The following is a 19,495-nucleotide window of genomic DNA, read 5'->3' as shown; positions in this document are numbered from 1 at the left end:
AACCATTATTTGACCGCCTTTGCATTCAATCGACTTTTGCGATTGATTGGATAGGAATACACACTCCCCCTTTCAGGGTGATGAATTGCGAACCTACACACCAGATGGTAGTTTCGATCTGATAGGCCTTTCTGTTTTCCGCTTCAAAGGTAATGGCAACCTTGTTTTTCGAGCTATTGCCCAGTATCTGAGCGCGGTGCAGGTCATGGTTTCGGAGCTTCCGAGCATCCTCGTCAATCAGCACATCCGTCTTAGAAAAGGTAATCTCCCGAACAGCTTCTTTGTCTATTTTCAAAATTTCTTTTTCGTAATTTTCCATGTAGGTATTGGTTAGGGTTATTTCTTATTAATTCACTTACAAACTTTTCTTACGGGGATTTTTTAATCTTAGTTTCAATCTCTTACATAATTTATTTTATCGGTATAATAATAGGTATTTATGGATATTGTGGAATTAAATTTTAGTTGACCATCCTTTCTGCTAGACGATTTGTTTTATATTTGTGTTGCATTAATAACCGGAGGAGTATGTTTGATATCATGTCCATGATGAATAAGGTCAAGGAGGCCCAAGTGAAGATTAAGTCTGCGCAGCAGGAGCTTGTCCATTTGAGGGCGGAAGGCGAGGCAGGTGCCGGTATGGTTAGGGTGGTCGTAAATGGGGAGCGAAAAGTAATGGATATGTTTATCGACGATTCCCTCGTAAATCCCCAAGACAAGGAAATGATGAAAGATCTGATCGTGGCAGCCACCAACTACGCCATGCAGGCTATCGAAATAAAGATAAAGGAGAAGATGAAAAGTGCTACGGAGGGGATGATGCCCAATATCCCAGGTATGGATTTCGGTAATATGTTTTGATGCCTACTGCCGCGATTGTTATCCTGAACTACAACGGGGAGGACATGTTCCGTAGGTTCCTACCGTCCGTGGTTCAGCATAGTATTTTTGATATTATAGTCGTTGACAATGCCAGCACCGATAATTCATTGGCCTTTTTGGCGAAGTATTATCCGACGGTCAAGGTTGTAAAGCTAAAAGAAAACGGTGGATATAGCGGCGGTTACAATGCTGGACTGACCCAATTGCACGGAAGCTATTCGTATTACATTCTTCTAAACTCAGATATAGCGGTTACCCCGGAATGGGACAGTCGGATGATCCGGTTTTTGGAAGCCAGACCGGAAATGGCAGTGGCACAGCCAAAGATTCTCTCGTATGTTCAGGAGGGCTTTTTTGATTATGCCGGGGCTGCAGGTGGTTTTTTGGATTCCTTAGGGTATCCCTTCTGCCGGGGCCGGATCTTGCACACGCTAGAGCGGGATGAGGGGCAATATCAAGACAGCGTGTTACTTGATTGGGCCTCCGGAGCTTGTTTTTGTGTGAAAGCGGATATTTTTCATGAAAACGGTGGGTTTGACGACCATTTTTTTGCCCACATGGAGGAGATTGACTTTTGTTGGAGAATTCGAAGTAGGGGTTGGAAGATTGGCGTCAATCCCGAAGTCAGTGTATTTCATTTAGGGGGAGGAACCCTACAAAAAAGCCATCCTAAGAAGACCTATTTAAATTTTAGGAATAGTCTGTTTATGCTGTATAAAAACCTGTCAAATGCTGCTTTTTATAAGGTATTTGTATTGCGGATGGTGTTGGATTTTGGGGCAATGGTGCATATCGTGTTTACAAGTGGTTTGGCCCACGGATGGGCTATTCACAAGGCTTACAGGCATTTTCTTAGGGACAGAGGGAAGATAAGAAAGACTTCTCTGGGGCAACCCTCTGATATCACATCCAAAAGGCATAAAATTAACAGCGTGATTTTGGCGTACTATTTGCGAAGGATGACTCGGTATACCGATTTCTACTAATCAAATAAAGCTGGATTGGCCATTCTTCTGAAATATTTTCTAAGTTTCATCATCATCGCTAAGCTCACGTAGAGAATGATGGGTGACCCTAGGGTAATAAATGAGGCGTAAATGAAAAACAACCTGATGCTATCTATGGGGAAATTGAGTTTTTCCCCTAATTTTGAACAGACACCGAAGGCACTCTCCTGAAAATACAGTTTGATCTTTTCCATATGGCGATTAATTAGATGGTAAACTGAAGCATTTAAAAATTTCAACACTGAAGATAACCTCGACAACCTAAGTTTGTTATGTTAAAACCGATAATTCATAGTTTTCTTTTCTTTCTTTTGCTGTTTTCTTCCTGTAGCGTTCGGCAAGTTATAAAAAAAGTTGAAAACCAGAAAATCTCTGTGACTCCTGTTCCGCTGGAACGATATGGAGACTCTGTCCGATTCGAGCTGAGGGTTTCACTACCCAGACAAGTATTTCATAAGAATGCGAATTACAAGTTGATTCCAGAATTCCACTATGGCAGTCGAACGGTGGTTTTTGAGGAATCGCAATTTATTTTTGAAGGAGCAAAAATCGAGCCATCTGTCACCCCTGAGAAGCGGCAATCGTTTTCAATGCGTTTTGAGAACGGGATGGAATCGGGGACCTTGGAAATCTACGGTGTGGCCTATAACAATAGTGGATGGTATAAGAAGCGGACCAAAAGCTCGGTGCTAACACGAGGGGTGAAGAATACACCATCTCTGGCGCAGTTAGGACAGATTTATGAATCAGGCAACATCTTTCAGATCGGATTGTATGTACCTAGGGACGGCGTGGATAGTTATGGGATGTTTCAAGATGGCTGGAGAACTTTCAAGGATGCCCTCCAATCCTACAGTGGCATCGGATTTGATGAACGGGCCAAAATCATGACTCTGATACAGGGGCGTGGGGATTATTCTTATAAGGAAAAGCAATTGCAGGAGAGTCCCCAGTACGTCGCCTTGAGGAGGGATGTCATCTTGCGTATACCCAATCTGACCACGGGTTTGCCGGAAATCCAGAAAACGCCCATGGAAATCTCTGTATTGGCCCACCATATCAGAAACAACAACGCCGTGCCGCAGGTATTGACCGAGTCGGAATTGGCCTATGCGGCAGCCAATGAGCCACGGCTATCGGAGAAGAATAAGCTGTATTTTGCTATGGTAAAGGGATATCCCAGTGTGTTCTCGTGGAATAACCTTGGGGTGACCTACCTCAATCTTTATCACCGGGAAGTCGACAGAAGCAAAAAGCTAGGTCATTTAAGCGCTGCACGTGATGCGTTTGACCGGGCGAACGGGATTTTTGAAAACCCCTATGCATCCTTCAATATGGCCATGATCGATGCGCTGTTAGGAAATTTTCTGGAAGCTTACCAAGGTTTTTACATCAGTATGTCTCTGACACAATCCGAGGAACTCAGAAAGCTGCATCAAGCGAAACTGGGAGCCGTCTCTATTCTGAACGGTGACTACAGGCTAGCGGCTACCCATCTAAACCAAGGGGACAGAAATCAAGTCAATATGTTTAACAGAGGCCTTGCCTACGTGATGATGGAAGACTATTACAATGCGTTGATATCTTTTGAAGATAGCGCCGTGCTGGAAATCGAAAACGGGTATCCGTTTTACGGGCTCGCACTGATAGGTGCCAGAAACGGAGAAGAAGAGCGACTTTTTGAGAATCTAGCCAAAGCGGTGGAGAAAAACGAGTATTTGAAACAGCGGGCACTGGTTGATTTGGAGTTTTTGTTTTACCGTCAGCATGATCGATTCAAAAATATATTCCGGTAAGGGCACGAGCAAAAAATGGAGGTACCCGTAAAGGTTTTGGGCGTTGATATCGGCGGATCCCATATCACCGCAGGATGGGTTGATTTACACCGTCTGCAATTGGACCAGTCATCCGTGATACGCCGGCACGTGGATTCGTTAGGGTCAAAGGAACATATCCTCACAGCTTGGCTGGAGGTGCTTGCGTCGTTCCATTTGGGCAGGGAAGACCGGATCGGTATAGCCATGCCGGCGCCCTTTGACTACGAAGCTGGGATCGCATTACTCAAAGAGCAGGGCAAGTTTCGTAGCCTCTATGCTCTGAACATCAAGAAACTGCTGGCAAAAGATCTTGGTCTGCACCCTTCGCAGATTCAGTTTTCCAACGATGCGGCTTCCTTTTTACAGGGAGAAGCACTTTATCAAGAGATTCCTGCCATACATCGATTGATCGGGATTACACTAGGTACCGGGTTGGGATCCTCCTACAGGTTTGGTGAACAAGCCACAGATGCAGCGCTTTGGTCAGCACCGTTTAAAGGTCGCCACGCAGAATATTACTTAGGCACCGAGTGGTTTGTCCGATTTGCAGCCGAAAAATGTGGGCTGGTCGGTGTAGTTCCCAAAGAGTTTTTGAAGCTGGAGCCGGAGCTAGCCAAGGAGGCATTTAGCGAATTTGGAGCGAACTTAGGAGAGTTCCTTGCAGAGCCCATTCGAGCGCATCGAATCGAGCAGGTAGTGATCGGAGGCAATCTGGCCAAAGGTCGGAGCTATTTTTATCCGGAAATGATGCAGGAATTGGATCGACAACACATTCGTGTGACAGTGCACTTTAGTCAATTGGGGGAAGATGCCGCATTGATCGGCGCGGCAAGTAAATGTAGACTTTCATCAACTGAACCGAAATAATATTTTAATATCTTTGCCCATATTACACGAGGGTTTGGCTCTTGCAATACCCTGTGCAGATTAATTGTTTCACATTAACAGTAGTTTCGATGAATATTCAGAAAGATTTAACAAAAGCGGAGGTTTTCGACGAGGTTCGGAATTGGCTGAAGGAGAAGGGCTTTGGGATCTATAGCGAAGATTCCCAACGACCATGGGGTGGTTTTTTTGTGATTGATGAACGGCAGATCGACGCATTTCGCAATGCGTTTTTTCCCGAGGTAGTCTTCTCTGAATTTCAGCTTAAAAATAAGCTAAGCCCGAAAATACTGCTGGTGGCACCGGAAATGCGCCTATCTTGGCAATATCATTTCCGGAGGGCGGAAATATGGAAATTAATCGAAGGTGAAGGCGGTATAATCCGTAGTGATACCGACGAAGAAGGGGACTTGAACCAGATGGTAGTAAATGAAGTGGTACGTCTTCGGCAAGGGGAGCGCCATCGACTGATAGGGCTTTCGAACTGGGGAGTCGTGGCCGAGATATGGATGCATACCGAATCAGAAAATCCTTCTGACGAGGACGACATCGTCAGGGTGCAAGATGACTTTCTGCGCAAGTAGATGATCGCTCAAGGGGAAGTTAAGTGGCATAACTTCCCTTTTGTTTTTTGTAAACTGTATTATCTGTATCCTACTCGGAGATTCCGGAATCTGCCGAAAACAACTCGGAATTGTTGATCTTCAGAATATGATCGGCGATCTTGTCTCCTTGTTTTACGCCTTCTTCGATGGCGTCTCGGAAATGAATGCCCCCATACAATCTGGAAATCGCGGCTTCGTCGGCAGCTTGCAAGAACGATGTAAACGCTCGTTCTGGTAAGCCAAAATACACCTCTGAGGTGTCGATAAAATCAAAGTTGTCACCAAAATATGCCGTTAAGACCCGAGCGCTAACCCTAGAGATAACACTGTGTCCACTGGTGTATTCTGGAAATGGAGGTGTTTGTAGCATTGGTTGCCAGGATTCGTCCACATACTTGTTAATCGCTGTAATGGGACGTATCCGGTCACTTCGGTATTTTTCTGACCAGCAACTCACGAAGGCATCGTGGAGGGAAAGGGCCAACAAGGTATGTATCTGTACCGTTTGGGCGAGGCTAAGTCCGGCTTTTTGGCTGGCAATGCCGGTAATACCAATCCAGTGGCCTCCAGGCGAGATCTTCTTGATGCCAATGGCCATATGACCGCTATAGGCAACAAAAAAGGGGTTACAATCCCAAAAATTAGCAATGAGCTCTTGTTCTTCTGTAAGTTTTCCGGTCACGTCGTAGACCTCTTTTACCAACTGGAAAAAGGGGCTTTCCCGATCCTCCGAGAAGGGGACCGGAGGTGTCGGGTCGTAGGGATTGAGGTCTCCTAAAAAAAAAGTCCGGAGCGTACGCCATTCGGGATCTATCGCAGCCATGTAGGAAGGAGGCGTGGGATACCAGCGGCCTTTCTGCGGACTAGGACTATAGCGACGTAACGCGCTGAGTTTACGGTATCCGTCGTTTTGCGCATAACCTATCACTTGGTCAGCCTTGAAAGCTGCGTATGCAATGTTCCGGGCAAGGTCCCTTTTTTTGATTTTTCGGCTTTTGGTAAACTGTGTGACTAGGAGCTGTTGGCTATCGGCTAGGCGTTTCCCGGAGGGCATAATGGCTTTTCCAACTTCCAACATGCTGTATATGGTACAAAATTCCCTATTGAGGCCTTCTATTCCATCTGGAAAAGGGATATTCTGAAAGGGCTCGTTAAAACGCTGGATTAGGGATCCGTCAATCTCAGATGGAGATAATTCTGCTTGAACAGTGTAGGCTCCCAGTAGTATATACGCATAAAACCTTGCGGCACCGGGGGGAGTAGCCACATCAGTGACCATCACATCCGTAGCCGAAAACAAGTGGTCTACAAACAAATCCACTTCGTTGGCTTCGGGTGTATAAGTCACCGGAACCTTGCCTGGTACCTGTTCGGTCATGCTACAAAGAATAATAGCAATAAGAAAGAAATACCGTCTGCAACTCATAAACGCCTTGTGGGTTGTTCGTTCAAAGGTATTGGAAAAATCGCGGATGGTCAATAGGAGTGGCTATGGCTTTGTATATTAATTGATTGCCGGGTTAGATACGTTGGAATTGTCTTGCTGAAATTGATGCTCCTCCACCAGCGAAATGGCGCCTAGAATGGCAGAATCATCCAATTCGGATACGTAGATCCGTAAGTTTTCTGATATGGCTTTGTAGGGAAATTTGTCAACAGCCTGCTGCATGGTTTTTTCAAACAAGGGAAAAGCCTTTCGGATAGAGCCTCCTATCACAATGGCCTCCGGTGCATAGGTATATAAAATTCGGGTAATAAGAGTGCCAAGGTGCGTTCCGTAGGTTTTGAAAGCCTCTACGCCAAGAGTATCCTGTTCGAGTGCCCTTTTTGCAAGGCGTTTGGCACTTTCCCCATAATGCTCCTTAAAAAATTTGCTGGAACAGTAATCTTCAAATGTTTTATCTAGATAGCTTACACCACCCCACTCACCGGCTCCGCAGATATAGCCGGTGTATAAATGGCTGTTGGCAATAATCCCCGTGCCGATGCCCGTTCCAAGTGTAATACCTACAACATGGCGGTGTATTTTGGTCGGGCCATAATGGTACTCACCCAACGTAAAACAATTTGCGTCATTATTTACCACGACCGGTACATTGAAACGTTGCTCTAGGAAGTCCTTTAGGGGTACCTTTTGGAAGGAAGGGATGTTCGCTAGGTTATAAACAATCCCTCTGTCCGGATCGACCAAACCGGGAATGCCTATTCCAATGGCCTGGAAGCGATAGGGGGCATAATAAGAAATCTGCTCAGCTATTGCCTCAAGGATATACTCTTGCGATTCGGAATGAGGTGTTTTGTTTTCTAATCGCTCAAAAATCACTCCATCTGCATTAAGACCCGAGCTGATTTTGGTTCCTCCTATGTCCAAACCTAATACGTGGTTTTTCGCTATCATCTGATGTCAATTTGGCTAATTAACTGGTGGAGATCCTGCGCTTTACGCATTTCTACCACCCAGTTATTGGCCCATTTGTTTCAAAACAAAAATGAATCGAAGATTCGCCATGCCGGCATCTGTTCGGCATGGCTACTTCCTTAATATTGGTATGAAGTAATTAGATCATACCTTCTGTGGATTTTTCCAGCTCTCTTGCTTCCTGCAAAAATTCTTCCACATTCATTTCCCTAAAGAAAATCAGGCCGTGGCTTGAGCGTACTTTAGCGGTATCGTGTTGGTAGAAATAGTTTTTTCCAAGAAGTAACTGTACGTCGCTCAGCTGGTTTACCCATGTATTTTTGGCGAGGGTACTGAATTTGCCATTATGCGCGTAGCTAGGGAAGGAAGCGTTTACTTGGCTGAGGTAGCAATTGGAAAAAGAGTCTTCCATCACTGACATATCGCCGAGTGAAACAGGAACGATGACGTTGGCTTCCGCTGCATCAAACTTAAACCACACGTTTCGGTAGCCAATTACTTTGAAATTGCTCAGGTCTTCTTCCTCGCCCCACTGTCGCACAGCTTCTGCCGTAGCCTGTAATACCTTGTAATGAGTATCCGGACCGCTTCCTTCAGGGTCTAGAGTAAGACTGAGTTTGGTGGGGCGGATTTCCCGCAACATGTTTAATATGGGTTCCACATCCCGCTTTTTGTCGGGTTGTTCGGTGAAGATATCTCCGGTATAAAAACCGAGGCGTAGGTGATGCACATTTTTTACCTGCACACCAAAGTGGGCCCAGACCAACTCTTCCTCAAATTCACGGATCATGCCTTTCAGCGTCTGTATGTTCTTTGGATTTTTCTCACCGTCGTAGGAGTTTTTCAACACCGTGATGATCTCGTTGATCTGATCACGAAGTTCCATTGGTGATTTCACCGCATAAATGAAAACAATTGCCCTAACCACCCGGTGGCAAAGACCGCGAAGTCGTTCGTCTGCATTTCCGGAAGCTACGTTGGTTAGGTAGTGGTACACATCCTTGTCCATTTTCAGCTTATAGCCCGTATCGAAAAAGTCATCGTACTTCACCATTTGAATCAACCCTTCATCCAAGAAACGTTTTGTGTTTTTCAACGTGTCAATAACAAAGGTGTTGGTCACGGCAGTAAAGCCTGATGTTAGTACTGCAAAATGTGCCGAGTTGGAGTTCTCATGCAGTTGTTTGGTGATATGGGGTAAAATACCTAGGGAAATATCGTCGTGGTGAGGACCTGTATGAAGCAGTACTTCGTTTTTTTCCTCGGCCAGGCCCCGATCAATTTTTGCGCTGATATTCTTTATTACCTCTTTGACTGTTCGCTCATTCAGGTTGGGAATCAACGCAGTGTATTTGTCGTTTTTGAGATCCTCTAGCGTGACGCGATGTCCGTATTTTCGAAGTTTTTTGCACAGGTCCAATACAGCCCGTTCGGTTTTGATATCTGACCACTCGCCTTGCGTGTAAAAACGTTCTACACTGTCTTCGAGTTTTACGGCTGCACCTTTCGTAAGGTAAAATCTTCCCGCTTTCAGTTTTTGAAGTACTGTAGCTGGGTATAGATTCGTCATTTCGGATTCCAGCGAACTTTTTACAATGGGTGCCTTAGCTTCACCTGCGGCAATGATAATGGCCACCGCGTTGGGATTGTGTACGATGGTGTCCAGTCCGATCGTGATTACCAATCGGTTGGCAGAGATTTCAATACCTCCCAAGTCTCCGGCAGCTACTGCTTGGGTTTCAAAATTGGTTTCAGTGAGACGTGTTGTCGAAAAGAGGTCCGAGCCACGGGTGTTGAAGGCAATGTGTCCGTCAGGGCCTATGCCGCCCAAGAAAAATCCGATGCCTCCTTTTTCTCTGATTTTAGCTTCATATTCAGCGCACCATTTGTCTATCAGGTAGATGGATTCCTGTTTCAGCTTTTCGCTTTCAGTTGCTGCCTCTCTGAAGCGGAGTGAAAGGTCCACTTTGTAGTCTGGAAACACTTCCCGGTAGGATTTACCCTTTGCCAGAAGGATTTCGTCGGAATTGATCAGTAACGCTTTTTTGGGATCAAGTCCGAAGCCTTCGATATAGAATTTATTGACATAATGGTAAAAGCTGTTCTTTTGTGAAGAGGAGATGGGATAAAACTCGTCAATTTGAACGAACTGCAAGTCTTTCAAAATTGGTTTTTTGACGTTTTGCAGGTTGTATTTTTCGCGGATCTCTAGGCCCTTTTTCTTATCCCAGTTTTCAAGAAGAAACTGCGTCCACTTGATGAAGTATTCCGGGGTCTTTCCGGTAGGCAGGCTTATGACACCGTTCGGATTGTCAGCCGCCCATTCCAAAAATCTGCAAGCGGTCATTAAACCCAGTTTTGGGAAATTGTCTACAATCAGGTAAGGGATTTTACTGCTGATTTTTTCCACCCCGGATTCTTTCAGAAAGGCTTCTTCAGCAGGTGATAAAGGATAGTTCGCTAACATAATAGAGTTTTATTTTTACGTCTTATCTAATTGATTCAGTTATAATTGATGGTTTCTTCAAATATGTGCTCGTTCACTATAGCCACAGCACCCATCAGGCCAACTTCGCTTCCGAGTTTTGAAAGCTGAATTTCGGTTTTTTCACGAAGCTTGGCCATGCTGTAGATATTCAGTGCCTGTTGTATAGGCGTAGTAATGTACTGACTGGCTTCTGCGATGGCTCCCCCCAAAATGATCAGCTCCGGATTGAGCAATTGGATCAATATGGCAATGCCTCTTCCAAGATCTAAGCCCACATCAGACAAGATTCCAATCGCACGTTGGTCTCCTGCTATGGCGGCTTCAACTACCGTCGAAGGATCCAGTTCTTCACCTTTTGCCTGTGCCATCTTAGCCAATATTGACTCTGCATCCAATGCAATGGCCTCCTTTGCCAGTCGAATTACCGCTGTGCCGGAGGCGACTGATTCCAAACATCCTCGTTTTCCGCAGGAGCAGGAAATGTCTTTGTTGTCGAAAAGAGGGGAGTGGCTAAACTCACCTGAAAAACCGGAAAATCCCCGGTAGAGCTTCCCGTCTATAATGATCCCTAAGCCAATGCCCCAATCGACAAACATCCCGAGCACATTCTTAAGCTCTCCTTTTTGACCAAACTTGAATTCGGCGAGCGTTTTTGCTCTTGCGTCGTTCTCTATGAAAACCTTTCTTCCAAACTTGCCTTCCCAGATCTCCTTAAGACTTTTCTTGGCGGACTTCAAGTAAGTATGGTTAAATCCTGCAGTTCCGTCTACCAATCCGGGCATGGTAATGCCGATCGCAATGATCTTTTCATCTTCGATACCCGAGTGCTGAATTACCTCCTGTCCAAATTCATGGATGAGATCAATAGTCACTGCCTCGTTGTTCAATGGGATGTTTTTGACGAAGATATCCGTCACCCGTTCGTTTTTGGTGTTGAATATAGCGGCCTTGCCCGAAAACCGATTCAAATCGATCGCAACTACGTAAAAGGAGTCCTCTGCAAGTCCATACAAGTCGGGTTTCCTGCCCCCTTGGGACTGCCCTCGACCTTCCTTTACGACGATCTTTTCCTCCAGCAGATCGGAAAGCAGTAAATTTACCGTGGGAAGGCTGATGCCTACCATTTGGCATATATTACTGGCGGTATTACTACCTCCAGTGAATAATTCCTTGATAATTCTGATTTTGTTGATGTAGTTTTTAATCTCAACCACACCCTCTTTTTTGTCTAATACTACTTTTGGGTCTATTAGATTCATACGATTTAAAATTGACGCAAGTTAGTAAAAAATTTTATTAATTAATACATACTTAATTTAAAATATTTTCCAACTTTTATTATAAATTTGGTCACCCATAGGGATAGCCTGTGCAGACGGATTTACCATCCGTGTGTGTTTGATTTGATCTGCTTACCATGTACGTTTATGTAGCAAGCGGTTGATAAAATTAGTAAAAGAAAAAGTATTTTCTAAAAAAAATTCTTTTTTAGATACGAAGTCTAACCAAAACCTTTAAAATTTAACAGATTGCCATGCAAGGAAGAAGAAAATTTTTGAAAAAAACAGTAATTGGAGCAGGGGTTGCCCTTCCTCTTGCGTTTACAGAAAACTCATTCGGACGATCTTCCGGGATTAAAGGACCCAAGCCGTTGGTTCTTTCGACCTGGGATCACGGTATGGCGGCTAATGAGCGAGCATGGGAGGTGCTGAGTAGTGGGCGGTCGATTGTCGATGCGGTCGAGGAAGGGGTCAAGGTGACAGAAAACGATTTGGATAATCTTTCGGTGGGTCTTCAGGGCTTACCAGATAGGGAGGGTATTACCACGTTGGATGCTTCGATTATGAAAGGAGATGGTTCCTGCGGGGCCGTGGCCTTTGTGCGTCAAGTAAAGCACCCGATCTCGTTGGCCCGATTGGTCATGGAGAAAACACCCCACGTGATGATAGTGGGAGAGGGCGCCCGGCAGTTTGCATTGGCTGAGGGATTTCCGCTGGAAGAGGAGGTCTTGAGCGAAAAGGCCGATAGGGCCTACCGAGAGTGGAAAAAAACGTCGGAATACAAGCCGGTCATAAATATTGAGAATCACGATACCATTGGCATGATCGGGATGGATGATCAGGGAAGAATGGCCGGTTCATGTACCACGAGCGGCCTGGCCTATAAGATGCATGGTAGAGTAGGAGACAGTCCGATAATCGGTGCCGGACTTTTTGTGGATGACGAGGTAGGGGCGGCTACCGCCACCGGCTTGGGGGAATCCATTATCCGTATCAGCGGAAGCTTTTTGATTGTGGAGCTGATGCGTCAGGGCAGGAGTCCCCAAGAGGCCTGCGAAGAGGCTGTGAGGCGATTGATCGCAAAAAATAAGGATATCGAAAATATCCAGGCGGGATTTCTGGCTTTGAATAAAGACGGGGAGTTTGGCGCCTATGCGGTTCATCCAGGGTTCAATTTTGCAAGGCATCATCCAGGCATGAAGGGCATGGTAGATTCAGGCAGTTATTTTAAGAAGTAAGAAATGGTAAAATTAGAAGTGCCCGTCTATACGGTGGAGGCGGCCTTGCTTGCGGCCAAGCACGGTGCAGACAGATTGGAACTGTGTGCAGATGTGGGAGAGGGAGGGACCACTCCGAGTGTAGGATTGTTAACTTACTTAAAGGAAAACGTGTCGATTCCGGTTTTTGTCATGATTCGACCAAGAGGTGGTGACTTTTGCTATTCATCCGAAGAAGTTGCCGTCATGGAGCAAGATATTCGCTTGATGGGGGCTGCCGGGGCAGACGGTTTTGTGTTTGGAGTGCTGAATAGGGATGGGTCTGTGAATGGTGGCGAATGCCGCCGCTTGATAGCCGCGGCCGCAGGAAAGCCCTGTACCTTCCATCGAGCCATCGACGTTTCCAATGACTTAATGGACTCCTTGCGTGTGGTAATAGACTGTGGGTTTCGTAGGGTTTTGAGCTCCGGTGGCCGCAACTCGGTAGATGAAGGACTTGAGAATTTGATCAACATGCTGGAAACGGCAGGAGACGCCATCACGGTGATGCCGGGTGGCGGCACACGTCCCGAACACTTGAGGGAATTCGCGCTGAGCGGTCATTTACGGGAAGTGCACAGCAGTTGCAAGGCTTACAGGAATTCTGATAGCGACTATGTGTCCCCGTATGTGCAGCTTTCGGCCGACCCGGAGAGTTTTCGGTGCCTGCTCACCATTTCTCCCGACAAGGTGTTGCAGTACCGACAGGCTATAGAAGCATTGGGATAATTGAACAAGTGTGCTGTTTGGCCTTGGCTGGAAATGATTTATCCGGTAAATAGTTGATTTATTCGGTTTTTTTCGGTAGCTTATGCTTCTAACAATAAACCCTAATAATGCCATGGTAAAGAGTTTTCAAGGAGTACGGGAGGTTCCCGTCAAGAACGGAAAAGATCAAAAGATCTTAGTGAGGGATTATATGACCATAAATGTGATCACATTTCATCCCGAGGATACAATAGATCACGTGATAGATGTGCTCACCCGAAAGAAGATTTCCGGAGGGCCGGTACTAGACAGTTTGGGACACCTAGTTGGGATGATTTCAGAAGGAGACTGTCTGAAAGCAATCTCCAAAGGACAGTATACAAACACTCCCAGATTTCCGGCGCCAGTTTCGGAATTGATGACCAAGGAGGTGATTACCATGCATCCGGATCTATCGATTTTTGATGCTGCCCAAGAGTTTCTTTCATTAAAAATCCGGAGGTTCCCGGTGGTGAAAGACGGGAAATTATTGGGTCAACTGAGTGTCAGTGATATCGTGAGAGCCATTCCAAAACTGAAATCCTCCACTTGGTAAATCAGTTAATTTTAGTATGCATCGGCTGTGTGGGACTCACAGCCGATATTTTTTACATATACCCTGCCAAACGATAAGCTGCTATTCCCAACCATTCCTTAAACAGTTTGTGCCAAATCAACAGGGCGTTGGGACTGGGCTGGAAGATTCCGGTATAATCTAGGAGCCGGTCGTTGCCGTAATAGTCTACCGGAAAGGTATCTACTTGTAGCCCTACTTTTTTGAAACATCCCTCGGCACGGAACATGTGGAAGGCCGATGTAATCAGTAAATAAGGCTGATCTGTCGGATAGTAGTAGGCTTCGAGCATTTCTTTGGTGAAGACGGCGTTTTCACGGGTGTTTTTGGCAGCATCTTCTACGATGATATCCTCCGGTAGCACACCCGCAATCACCATAAATTCCGCCAATTTCCGCGCTTCTTTTTGGTCGTTGACCGGATCAAGTCCTTGTCCGCCGGTGATCAGTATTTTGCTCAGCTTCTTTTCTTTGTATAGTTGTATCGCATGGGTGGCCCGGTCGGCTCCGTGGGAAAAAAAGGTCCTGTCCTCCGCTGTCTTGCTAAGATTGGTTACGCCGGTAAGTACAATCCCTACCTCGTAATGGGCGAGGTCTGAAATGGATTTAAATGGGGGCTCCCAGTAGTTTATCAGCAGGTTGGCCAAAAAATTATTACTGACTACGAGCAGTAAAACAACACCGGCTACTTGAAGCCGCTTCTTCCACCTACCCTCCCGTATAATTTGCCCGGCGACCAAAAGGATAAGTACACTGGTCAACGGCATAACTAAAAAACTGAAAAGCTGTGAAATATAGAAAAACATCGGCGTACACAGTTTATTGAAAGTAAATTTCGCAAACACCAGAAAAAGGAGTTTGGCAGGCAATTTAAATTTAATTTCTTAATTTCAACTTCGGTCGACAATGAAATTGCATGCATAACACGCCCTTCACTATTTACAAATCCTCCGCTGGTTCAGGCAAGACCTATACATTGACCATGGAGTACTTGAAACTGGCCTTGGTCTTTCCGGCTGCGTTCCGAATGATTCTGGCGGTGACTTTTACGAACAAAGCCACCCAGGAGATGAAGGAGCGGATCCTCAAGGAGCTTTCCCGGCTAAAACGGCAGGTAGATCCCACGCAAACTATGGACAGGGAACTGCTGACCCATTTGGGCGTTGATTCCAGCGTGCTGATGCAGCGGGCCGGATCGGCTCTATCAGCGATACTACACGATTATGCCGCATTTTCTGTGAGCACGATCGATAGTTTTTTTCAGCGCATTATACGGTCCTTTGCCCGGGAGATTGATTTGCAGGCCAAGTTTGACTTAGAACTGGACCAAGATGGGGTGTTGGATCGTCTGGTAGAGCGGCTTATTCTCACCGTTACCGAGGATCCATTCCTGCACAAGTGGCTGATCGACTATTCTATCGAGCAAATCCAAGAAGGTAAGTCTTGGGATATACGAAGAAATATCAAATCGCTGGGCAGTCAGTTATTTCAGGAAGCCTTTAAGCGATACCGGTTCCAGATTCAGACTTTTTTGCAGGACGACGCCAATCTGGATGCGCTCAAGCAGCAGGTAATTGCACGACGGAGGGAGTTGATTGCAGAGGGCCGAGCGTTGAAATCGCAGGCAACGGTCATACGGGAGCGTCACGGATTGCAATGGGAGGATTTCAAGGGGAGTAGCCGTTCCTTTGCGCTCAAGTTTGACGCGCTGGGAAATCCGCAGACTCCGTTTCCGCTTTTGTCTCCTACGCAGATAGGGCTAGAGGATCGTCCGGAGGCTTGGTTTACCAAATCCAGTCAGCAGGCCCATCAGATTCAAGCTGCTTTTGCCGATGGCCTAGGGGCGATTTGGGGCCAGATTCAGCCGCTTTACGTGGCTTGGATTACCAGCGAAGCAGTTCGAAAAAATTTGGATGTATTCGGAATCTTCAAGTTTCTGCTCCGGGAGCTGGACGATTTGAAAGAAGAGGAAAACATCCTATTGATCTCGGATTCCAATGAATTCTTGCGGGAGATCACCGCGGATAATGAAGCACCATTTATTTATGAAAAAGTTGGATACAAGTATCGTCACTATCTTATCGATGAATTTCAGGATACCTCTGGTTTTCAGTGGGATAGTTTTAGACCCTTGCTGATAGATAGTTTGTCTCAGGGGTATGCCAATTTGTTGGTTGGGGATGTAAAGCAGTCCATCTACCGCTGGAGAGGCGGAGAGTTGCGTCTGCTCCTAGATCAGGTAGAAGCCGAGATATACCAGTTTGGATTGGAGATAAAGAACTTGGACACCAATTTTCGCAGTCTTCCCCATGTGGTCAAGGTGAACAATGCGGTGTTTACGCACCTTCCAGACCAATTGGCGGGCGTTTTAGAGCGAAAATTCGAGGTGGAGGATGCCGGTATACTTGCGCGTGCATACCAGGATGTCAGACAGCAGGTAGCTCCTTTCAAAACCGATTCAGCCTATGGGGGGGTGGTTCGGGTAGCGTTTTTGGCTGCCGAAGAGTCCGAAGAGAAATTTACCGAAATGGCCTTGGCCAAGGTGCCACAGATGGTAATTGACTTGCAGGAAAAAGGATACAGGCCTAGGGATATTGCTTTTTTGGTCAGGACCAAGAAGGAGGGTGTTAAGATTGCTGACCAGCTGATTTCTTTTGGGTTAGCAAATCCTTCTTCTCCCTACTCCTTCGATGTGGTATCCGATGAGGCCATGTTGGTAAGTAGGTCTTCCACCGTCAGTTGCGTGGTATCCGCACTGAAGTATCTCGCTGATAAGGAGGAAGCAATTCACCTGAAAACGATGTGGTACCATTGGGCGATAATTTTCGGCCATCCAGTGAGTCACGATTTGTTTGGAGTAGCGCTATCGATCCCTGAAATCGAGGCTATGCAGGAGCGTTTTGACACCTTGAAGGAGGAGCTACTTCAAATGCAACTGCTGGATTTGGTGGAGAGACTGATTTCTTTTCTGGGGCTGCAACGAGGAGGGAGTGAGCTGGCCTATCTGGAGGCGTTTAAGGAGGCGGTTTACGACTTTGTCTCTGTCAAAAGAGCGGATTTGCCAGGCTTTTTGACGTGGTGGGAATCGCAACTGGAAAAACGGACTATCAAGATCCCAGAGGATCACGACGCCATGCGCATCTTAACTATTCACAAGTCCAAGGGGCTGCAATTTAAAGTTGTGCTGATGCCATTTTTGGACTGGAAGATATTTGATACGGCCAAGGATCAGATCGTTTGGACACCTTATTCAGCGTATAAACTCGGTCAGGAAGTGGTAATACCACTTTCTATGTCTTCCAAGTTGATGGAGTCGGATTTTCGACCGGTTTATCAGGAAGAGGCTATGCTGGCTTTTCTCGATTCGTTGAATATGGTCTATGTGGCTATGACGCGGGCCGAGGAAGTTTTTTGGGCGTTTGCTCCCGCAACCCAAACAGCCAACCCCCAGTACGGAAACTTGGCCTCCAACTTGGAGGCGGTTTTTCAAGCATCTACCGTTCAGGTTGATCAAATTTGCCTGGGTGACTATTTTGATGTAGAGCAGGGTGTTTTTCAATTTGGGGATTGGCCACCCCATCAAAAACAGGTTCCTGGTGCCTATTTGCCCTATCCGTTGCGCTGGGAAAGCAGAAGCTGGGAAGAGCTCCTTACAGTCAAGGCAATGGCTACCGATTTTTCCGAAGATAATTTGAAGCTTCGGCTGAAAGGCACCTTTGGTACTTTGGTACATGGCCTGCTTGAAAAGTCCCGTGGTAGCCGGGATATCTTTTTGGGATTGGAGGATTTGTATTACGAGGGATTCATCAATCAGGAGGAGAGAGACACCCTTCGTGAACAGCTCCGGCATTTGTTGCAGTCCCCTCAATTTTCCCGGTGGTTTGGAGAGGAGGGAGAAGTCTTGAGTGAACAGGGCATTCTCCTGCCGAATGGTACCTTCAAGCGGCCGGATCGTATTCTGCTGTTTCCGGATCACGCGGAGGTGATTGATTTTAAGACCGGCTTGCAGCGAGAATTTCACACGGAGCAGGTGGGCGAATACATGAAGTTGGTAGGAGAGCTTACCGGATCACCGGTTAAGGGCTACCTATGTTATTTGGATGAGATGGCCATAGTTGAAATAGAAAAGTGATGGAAAGTTTTCTAAAAGATACGGCAAAGCACTTATTGGGCAGAAAAGAGTCTTTGAAGGACATCACCGTGGTGTTTCCGAACAGGAGGGCCGGGATTTTTTTTATCAAGCAGTTGGGAGGATTAATCGACAGTCCCACTTGGATGCCCAAGGTGATCACGATTGAGGACCTCTTTTATGACCTCGCAGGGCAACGCCCCACCGATCAGCTTACGCTGATTTTTGAGCTCTATGAGGTGTATGCGGACCTGCATAAGAATCCGGAACCCTTTGATCGGTTCTATTTTTGGGGGGAACTGATGCTGAAGGATTTCAACGATGTGGATCAGTTTATGGTCGATGCCAAAAAGCTATACCACCACCTGGCCGATATCAAGGTGATCGAGAAGGACTGGTCCTACCTGACCAACCATCAGGTTGCGTTGATACGGGCATTTTGGAAGTCCTTTGAAGGGAGCGATAGCAAGCATCAGGAGAGGTTTTTGAAGTTTTGGCAGGTTTTGTATGATCTCTATGAGCGCTTTAGAGCATCCCTGCAGGTTGCCGGATTTGCCTATGCGGGTATGCTATACCGCCGGGTAGCAGAGCGGTTGAAGGATTTGCCCCCGCCAGCTAGCCACTTGGTATTTGTGGGTTTCAATGCCTTTACCAAAACAGAGGAGCAGCTGATCAAGCATTACGTCGCGGAGCAGGGTGCCGAGGTTTTTTGGGACATAGATGCCTATTATATAGGAGATTCAGCGCAGGAGGCAGGGATGTTTTTCAGGCAATACCAACAGGATCGTGTGTTAGGCCCGACCTTTCCAACGGAAACACCTGATAGGATCCGGGGTCATTCAAAAACGATAAAAACCTATGTCACACCCCTGAAAGTGACGCAGGCAAACTTGGTAGGAAGTATCCTGGAGCAGGGATCCTCCGGTGGAGCGTGGGAAGACACGGTGGTAATTCTTCCCGATGAGCAAATGTTGTTTCCAGTGTTGAATTACCTACCCGAAAGGGTCGATAGTGTCAACGTGACAATGGGGTATTTGATAAAGAACACACCGGTGTATATTTTTTTGGAGGCTGCCCTTGAATTGCAGCGCTATGTAAAACGAGATGGTGAGCAGGTTTTATTTTACCATAAGCCGGTGACTGATCTGCTGACTTCGGTTTACCTTAGGCGCTTGAATCCGGATTTTTGCAGACAGCTTTCCGAGAGCATCATGCTTCAGAACCAAGTTTATGTGGCAGCGGAAAGCCTGGCCAAAGGTGGCGAGCTGTTTGGGCTGATTTTTCGGACATATAGTGCGGATTCCGTGCTAGAGGGACTCGGCCAGATTATGTTGCAGCTGTCCGGGCAGTTACCGGAAGAAGGGCTGGAACGCAGTTATTTGTTTCAATGCTATCGGCAGTTAAGCA

General features: G+C 46.4%; 16 protein-coding genes and 1 pseudogene. 10 read left to right on the top strand and 7 right to left on the bottom strand.

Annotated elements, in window-relative coordinates:
* Positions 1-25: 25 nt before the first annotated feature.
* A complete protein-coding gene (locus JJU34_RS15585; protein WP_228693331.1) occupies positions 26-319 on the bottom strand; it encodes a hypothetical protein in 294 nt (97 codons plus the stop codon).
* A gap of 209 nt (positions 320-528) precedes the next feature.
* On the opposite strand from JJU34_RS15585, the gene JJU34_RS15580 reads away from it, so the two are divergent.
* Complete coding sequence (locus JJU34_RS15580) at positions 529-861, top strand: YbaB/EbfC family nucleoid-associated protein (protein WP_228693330.1); 333 nt, start codon at positions 529-531, stop codon at positions 859-861.
* A complete protein-coding gene (locus tag JJU34_RS15575) occupies positions 861-1,868 on the top strand; it encodes a glycosyltransferase family 2 protein (protein WP_228693329.1) in 1,008 nt (335 codons plus the stop codon). The genes JJU34_RS15580 and JJU34_RS15575 overlap by 1 nt, the downstream gene beginning before the upstream one ends.
* Here JJU34_RS15575 and JJU34_RS15570 read toward each other — a convergent pair.
* Positions 1,865-2,083 carry a PspC domain-containing protein gene (locus tag JJU34_RS15570; protein WP_228693328.1) on the bottom strand — a complete coding sequence of 73 codons (219 nt, stop codon included), beginning with the start codon at positions 2,081-2,083 and terminating at the stop codon, positions 1,865-1,867. The genes JJU34_RS15575 and JJU34_RS15570 overlap by 4 nt on opposite strands.
* A 78-nt stretch (positions 2,084-2,161) precedes the next feature.
* On the opposite strand from JJU34_RS15570, the gene JJU34_RS15565 reads away from it, so the two are divergent.
* The 3 genes from JJU34_RS15565 (at position 2,162) to JJU34_RS15555 (ending at position 5,175) form a co-directional block, all read left to right on the top strand.
* Positions 2,162-3,685: a tetratricopeptide repeat protein gene (locus tag JJU34_RS15565; protein ID WP_228693327.1), complete on the top strand. Its 1,524-nt coding sequence runs from the start codon at positions 2,162-2,164 to the stop codon at positions 3,683-3,685.
* A 15-nt stretch (positions 3,686-3,700) separates the two neighbouring features.
* Positions 3,701-4,573: an ROK family protein gene (locus JJU34_RS15560; protein ID WP_228693326.1), complete on the top strand. Its 873-nt coding sequence runs from the start codon at positions 3,701-3,703 to the stop codon at positions 4,571-4,573.
* Between the two features lie 89 nt (positions 4,574-4,662).
* Positions 4,663-5,175: a phosphoheptose isomerase gene (locus JJU34_RS15555; protein ID WP_228693325.1), complete on the top strand. Its 513-nt coding sequence runs from the start codon at positions 4,663-4,665 to the stop codon at positions 5,173-5,175.
* A gap of 70 nt (positions 5,176-5,245) precedes the next feature.
* Here JJU34_RS15555 and JJU34_RS15550 read toward each other — a convergent pair whose 3' ends face one another.
* The 4 genes from JJU34_RS15550 to JJU34_RS15535 all read right to left on the bottom strand — a co-directional run bounded on the left by JJU34_RS15550 (position 5,246) and on the right by JJU34_RS15535 (position 11,362).
* A complete protein-coding gene (locus JJU34_RS15550) occupies positions 5,246-6,574 on the bottom strand; it encodes a vanadium-dependent haloperoxidase (protein ID WP_228693324.1) in 1,329 nt (442 codons plus the stop codon).
* Between the two features lie 126 nt (positions 6,575-6,700).
* Complete coding sequence (locus tag JJU34_RS15545; RefSeq protein WP_228693323.1) at positions 6,701-7,594, bottom strand: ROK family protein; 894 nt, start codon at positions 7,592-7,594, stop codon at positions 6,701-6,703.
* Positions 7,595-7,754: 160 nt separating this feature from the next.
* The gene (locus JJU34_RS15540; RefSeq protein WP_228693322.1) at positions 7,755-10,082 is read right to left on the bottom strand and encodes a glucosamine-6-phosphate isomerase; all 2,328 of its coding nucleotides are present in this window, start codon (positions 10,080-10,082) and stop codon (positions 7,755-7,757) included.
* Positions 10,083-10,117: 35 nt separating this feature from the next.
* Positions 10,118-11,362, bottom strand: a complete 1,245-nt coding sequence (locus tag JJU34_RS15535) for an ROK family protein (RefSeq protein ID WP_228693321.1) — start codon at positions 11,360-11,362, stop codon at positions 10,118-10,120.
* Positions 11,363-11,637: 275 nt separating this feature from the next.
* Between JJU34_RS15535 and JJU34_RS15530 the strand changes: the two genes are divergently transcribed.
* The 3 genes from JJU34_RS15530 to JJU34_RS15520 all read left to right on the top strand — a co-directional run bounded on the left by JJU34_RS15530 (position 11,638) and on the right by JJU34_RS15520 (position 13,942).
* Complete coding sequence (locus JJU34_RS15530) at positions 11,638-12,621, top strand: N(4)-(beta-N-acetylglucosaminyl)-L-asparaginase (RefSeq protein WP_228693320.1); 984 nt, start codon at positions 11,638-11,640, stop codon at positions 12,619-12,621.
* A 3-nt stretch (positions 12,622-12,624) separates the two neighbouring features.
* Entirely contained in the window at positions 12,625-13,368 is a 744-nt protein-coding gene (locus tag JJU34_RS15525) for a copper homeostasis protein CutC (protein WP_228693319.1), read from the top strand.
* 112 nt (positions 13,369-13,480) lie between these two features.
* Positions 13,481-13,942: a CBS domain-containing protein gene (locus JJU34_RS15520; protein ID WP_228693318.1), complete on the top strand. Its 462-nt coding sequence runs from the start codon at positions 13,481-13,483 to the stop codon at positions 13,940-13,942.
* Positions 13,943-13,994: 52 nt separating this feature from the next.
* On the opposite strand, the gene JJU34_RS15515 is transcribed toward JJU34_RS15520, so the two are convergent.
* A complete protein-coding gene (locus JJU34_RS15515; protein ID WP_228693317.1) occupies positions 13,995-14,765 on the bottom strand; it encodes a YdcF family protein in 771 nt (256 codons plus the stop codon).
* A 110-nt stretch (positions 14,766-14,875) separates the two neighbouring features.
* On the opposite strand from JJU34_RS15515, the gene JJU34_RS15510 reads away from it, so the two are divergent.
* Positions 14,876-18,091, top strand: coding sequence for a UvrD-helicase domain-containing protein (locus JJU34_RS15510; RefSeq protein ID WP_228693316.1), 3,216 nt, complete (start codon positions 14,876-14,878; stop codon positions 18,089-18,091).
* Positions 18,091-19,495 (top strand): annotated as a pseudogene (locus JJU34_RS15505) (PD-(D/E)XK nuclease family protein); the annotation flags it as partial. The gene JJU34_RS15510 and the pseudogene JJU34_RS15505, both read left to right, overlap by 1 nt.

The organism is Lunatimonas sp., assembly GCF_020832325.1.
In the GTDB taxonomy this organism is placed as follows: Bacteria; Bacteroidota; Bacteroidia; order Cytophagales; family Cyclobacteriaceae; genus Lunatimonas.
Note: the sequence above shows the minus strand (reverse complement) of the source record. Positions and strands in the feature narration are given on the sequence as shown.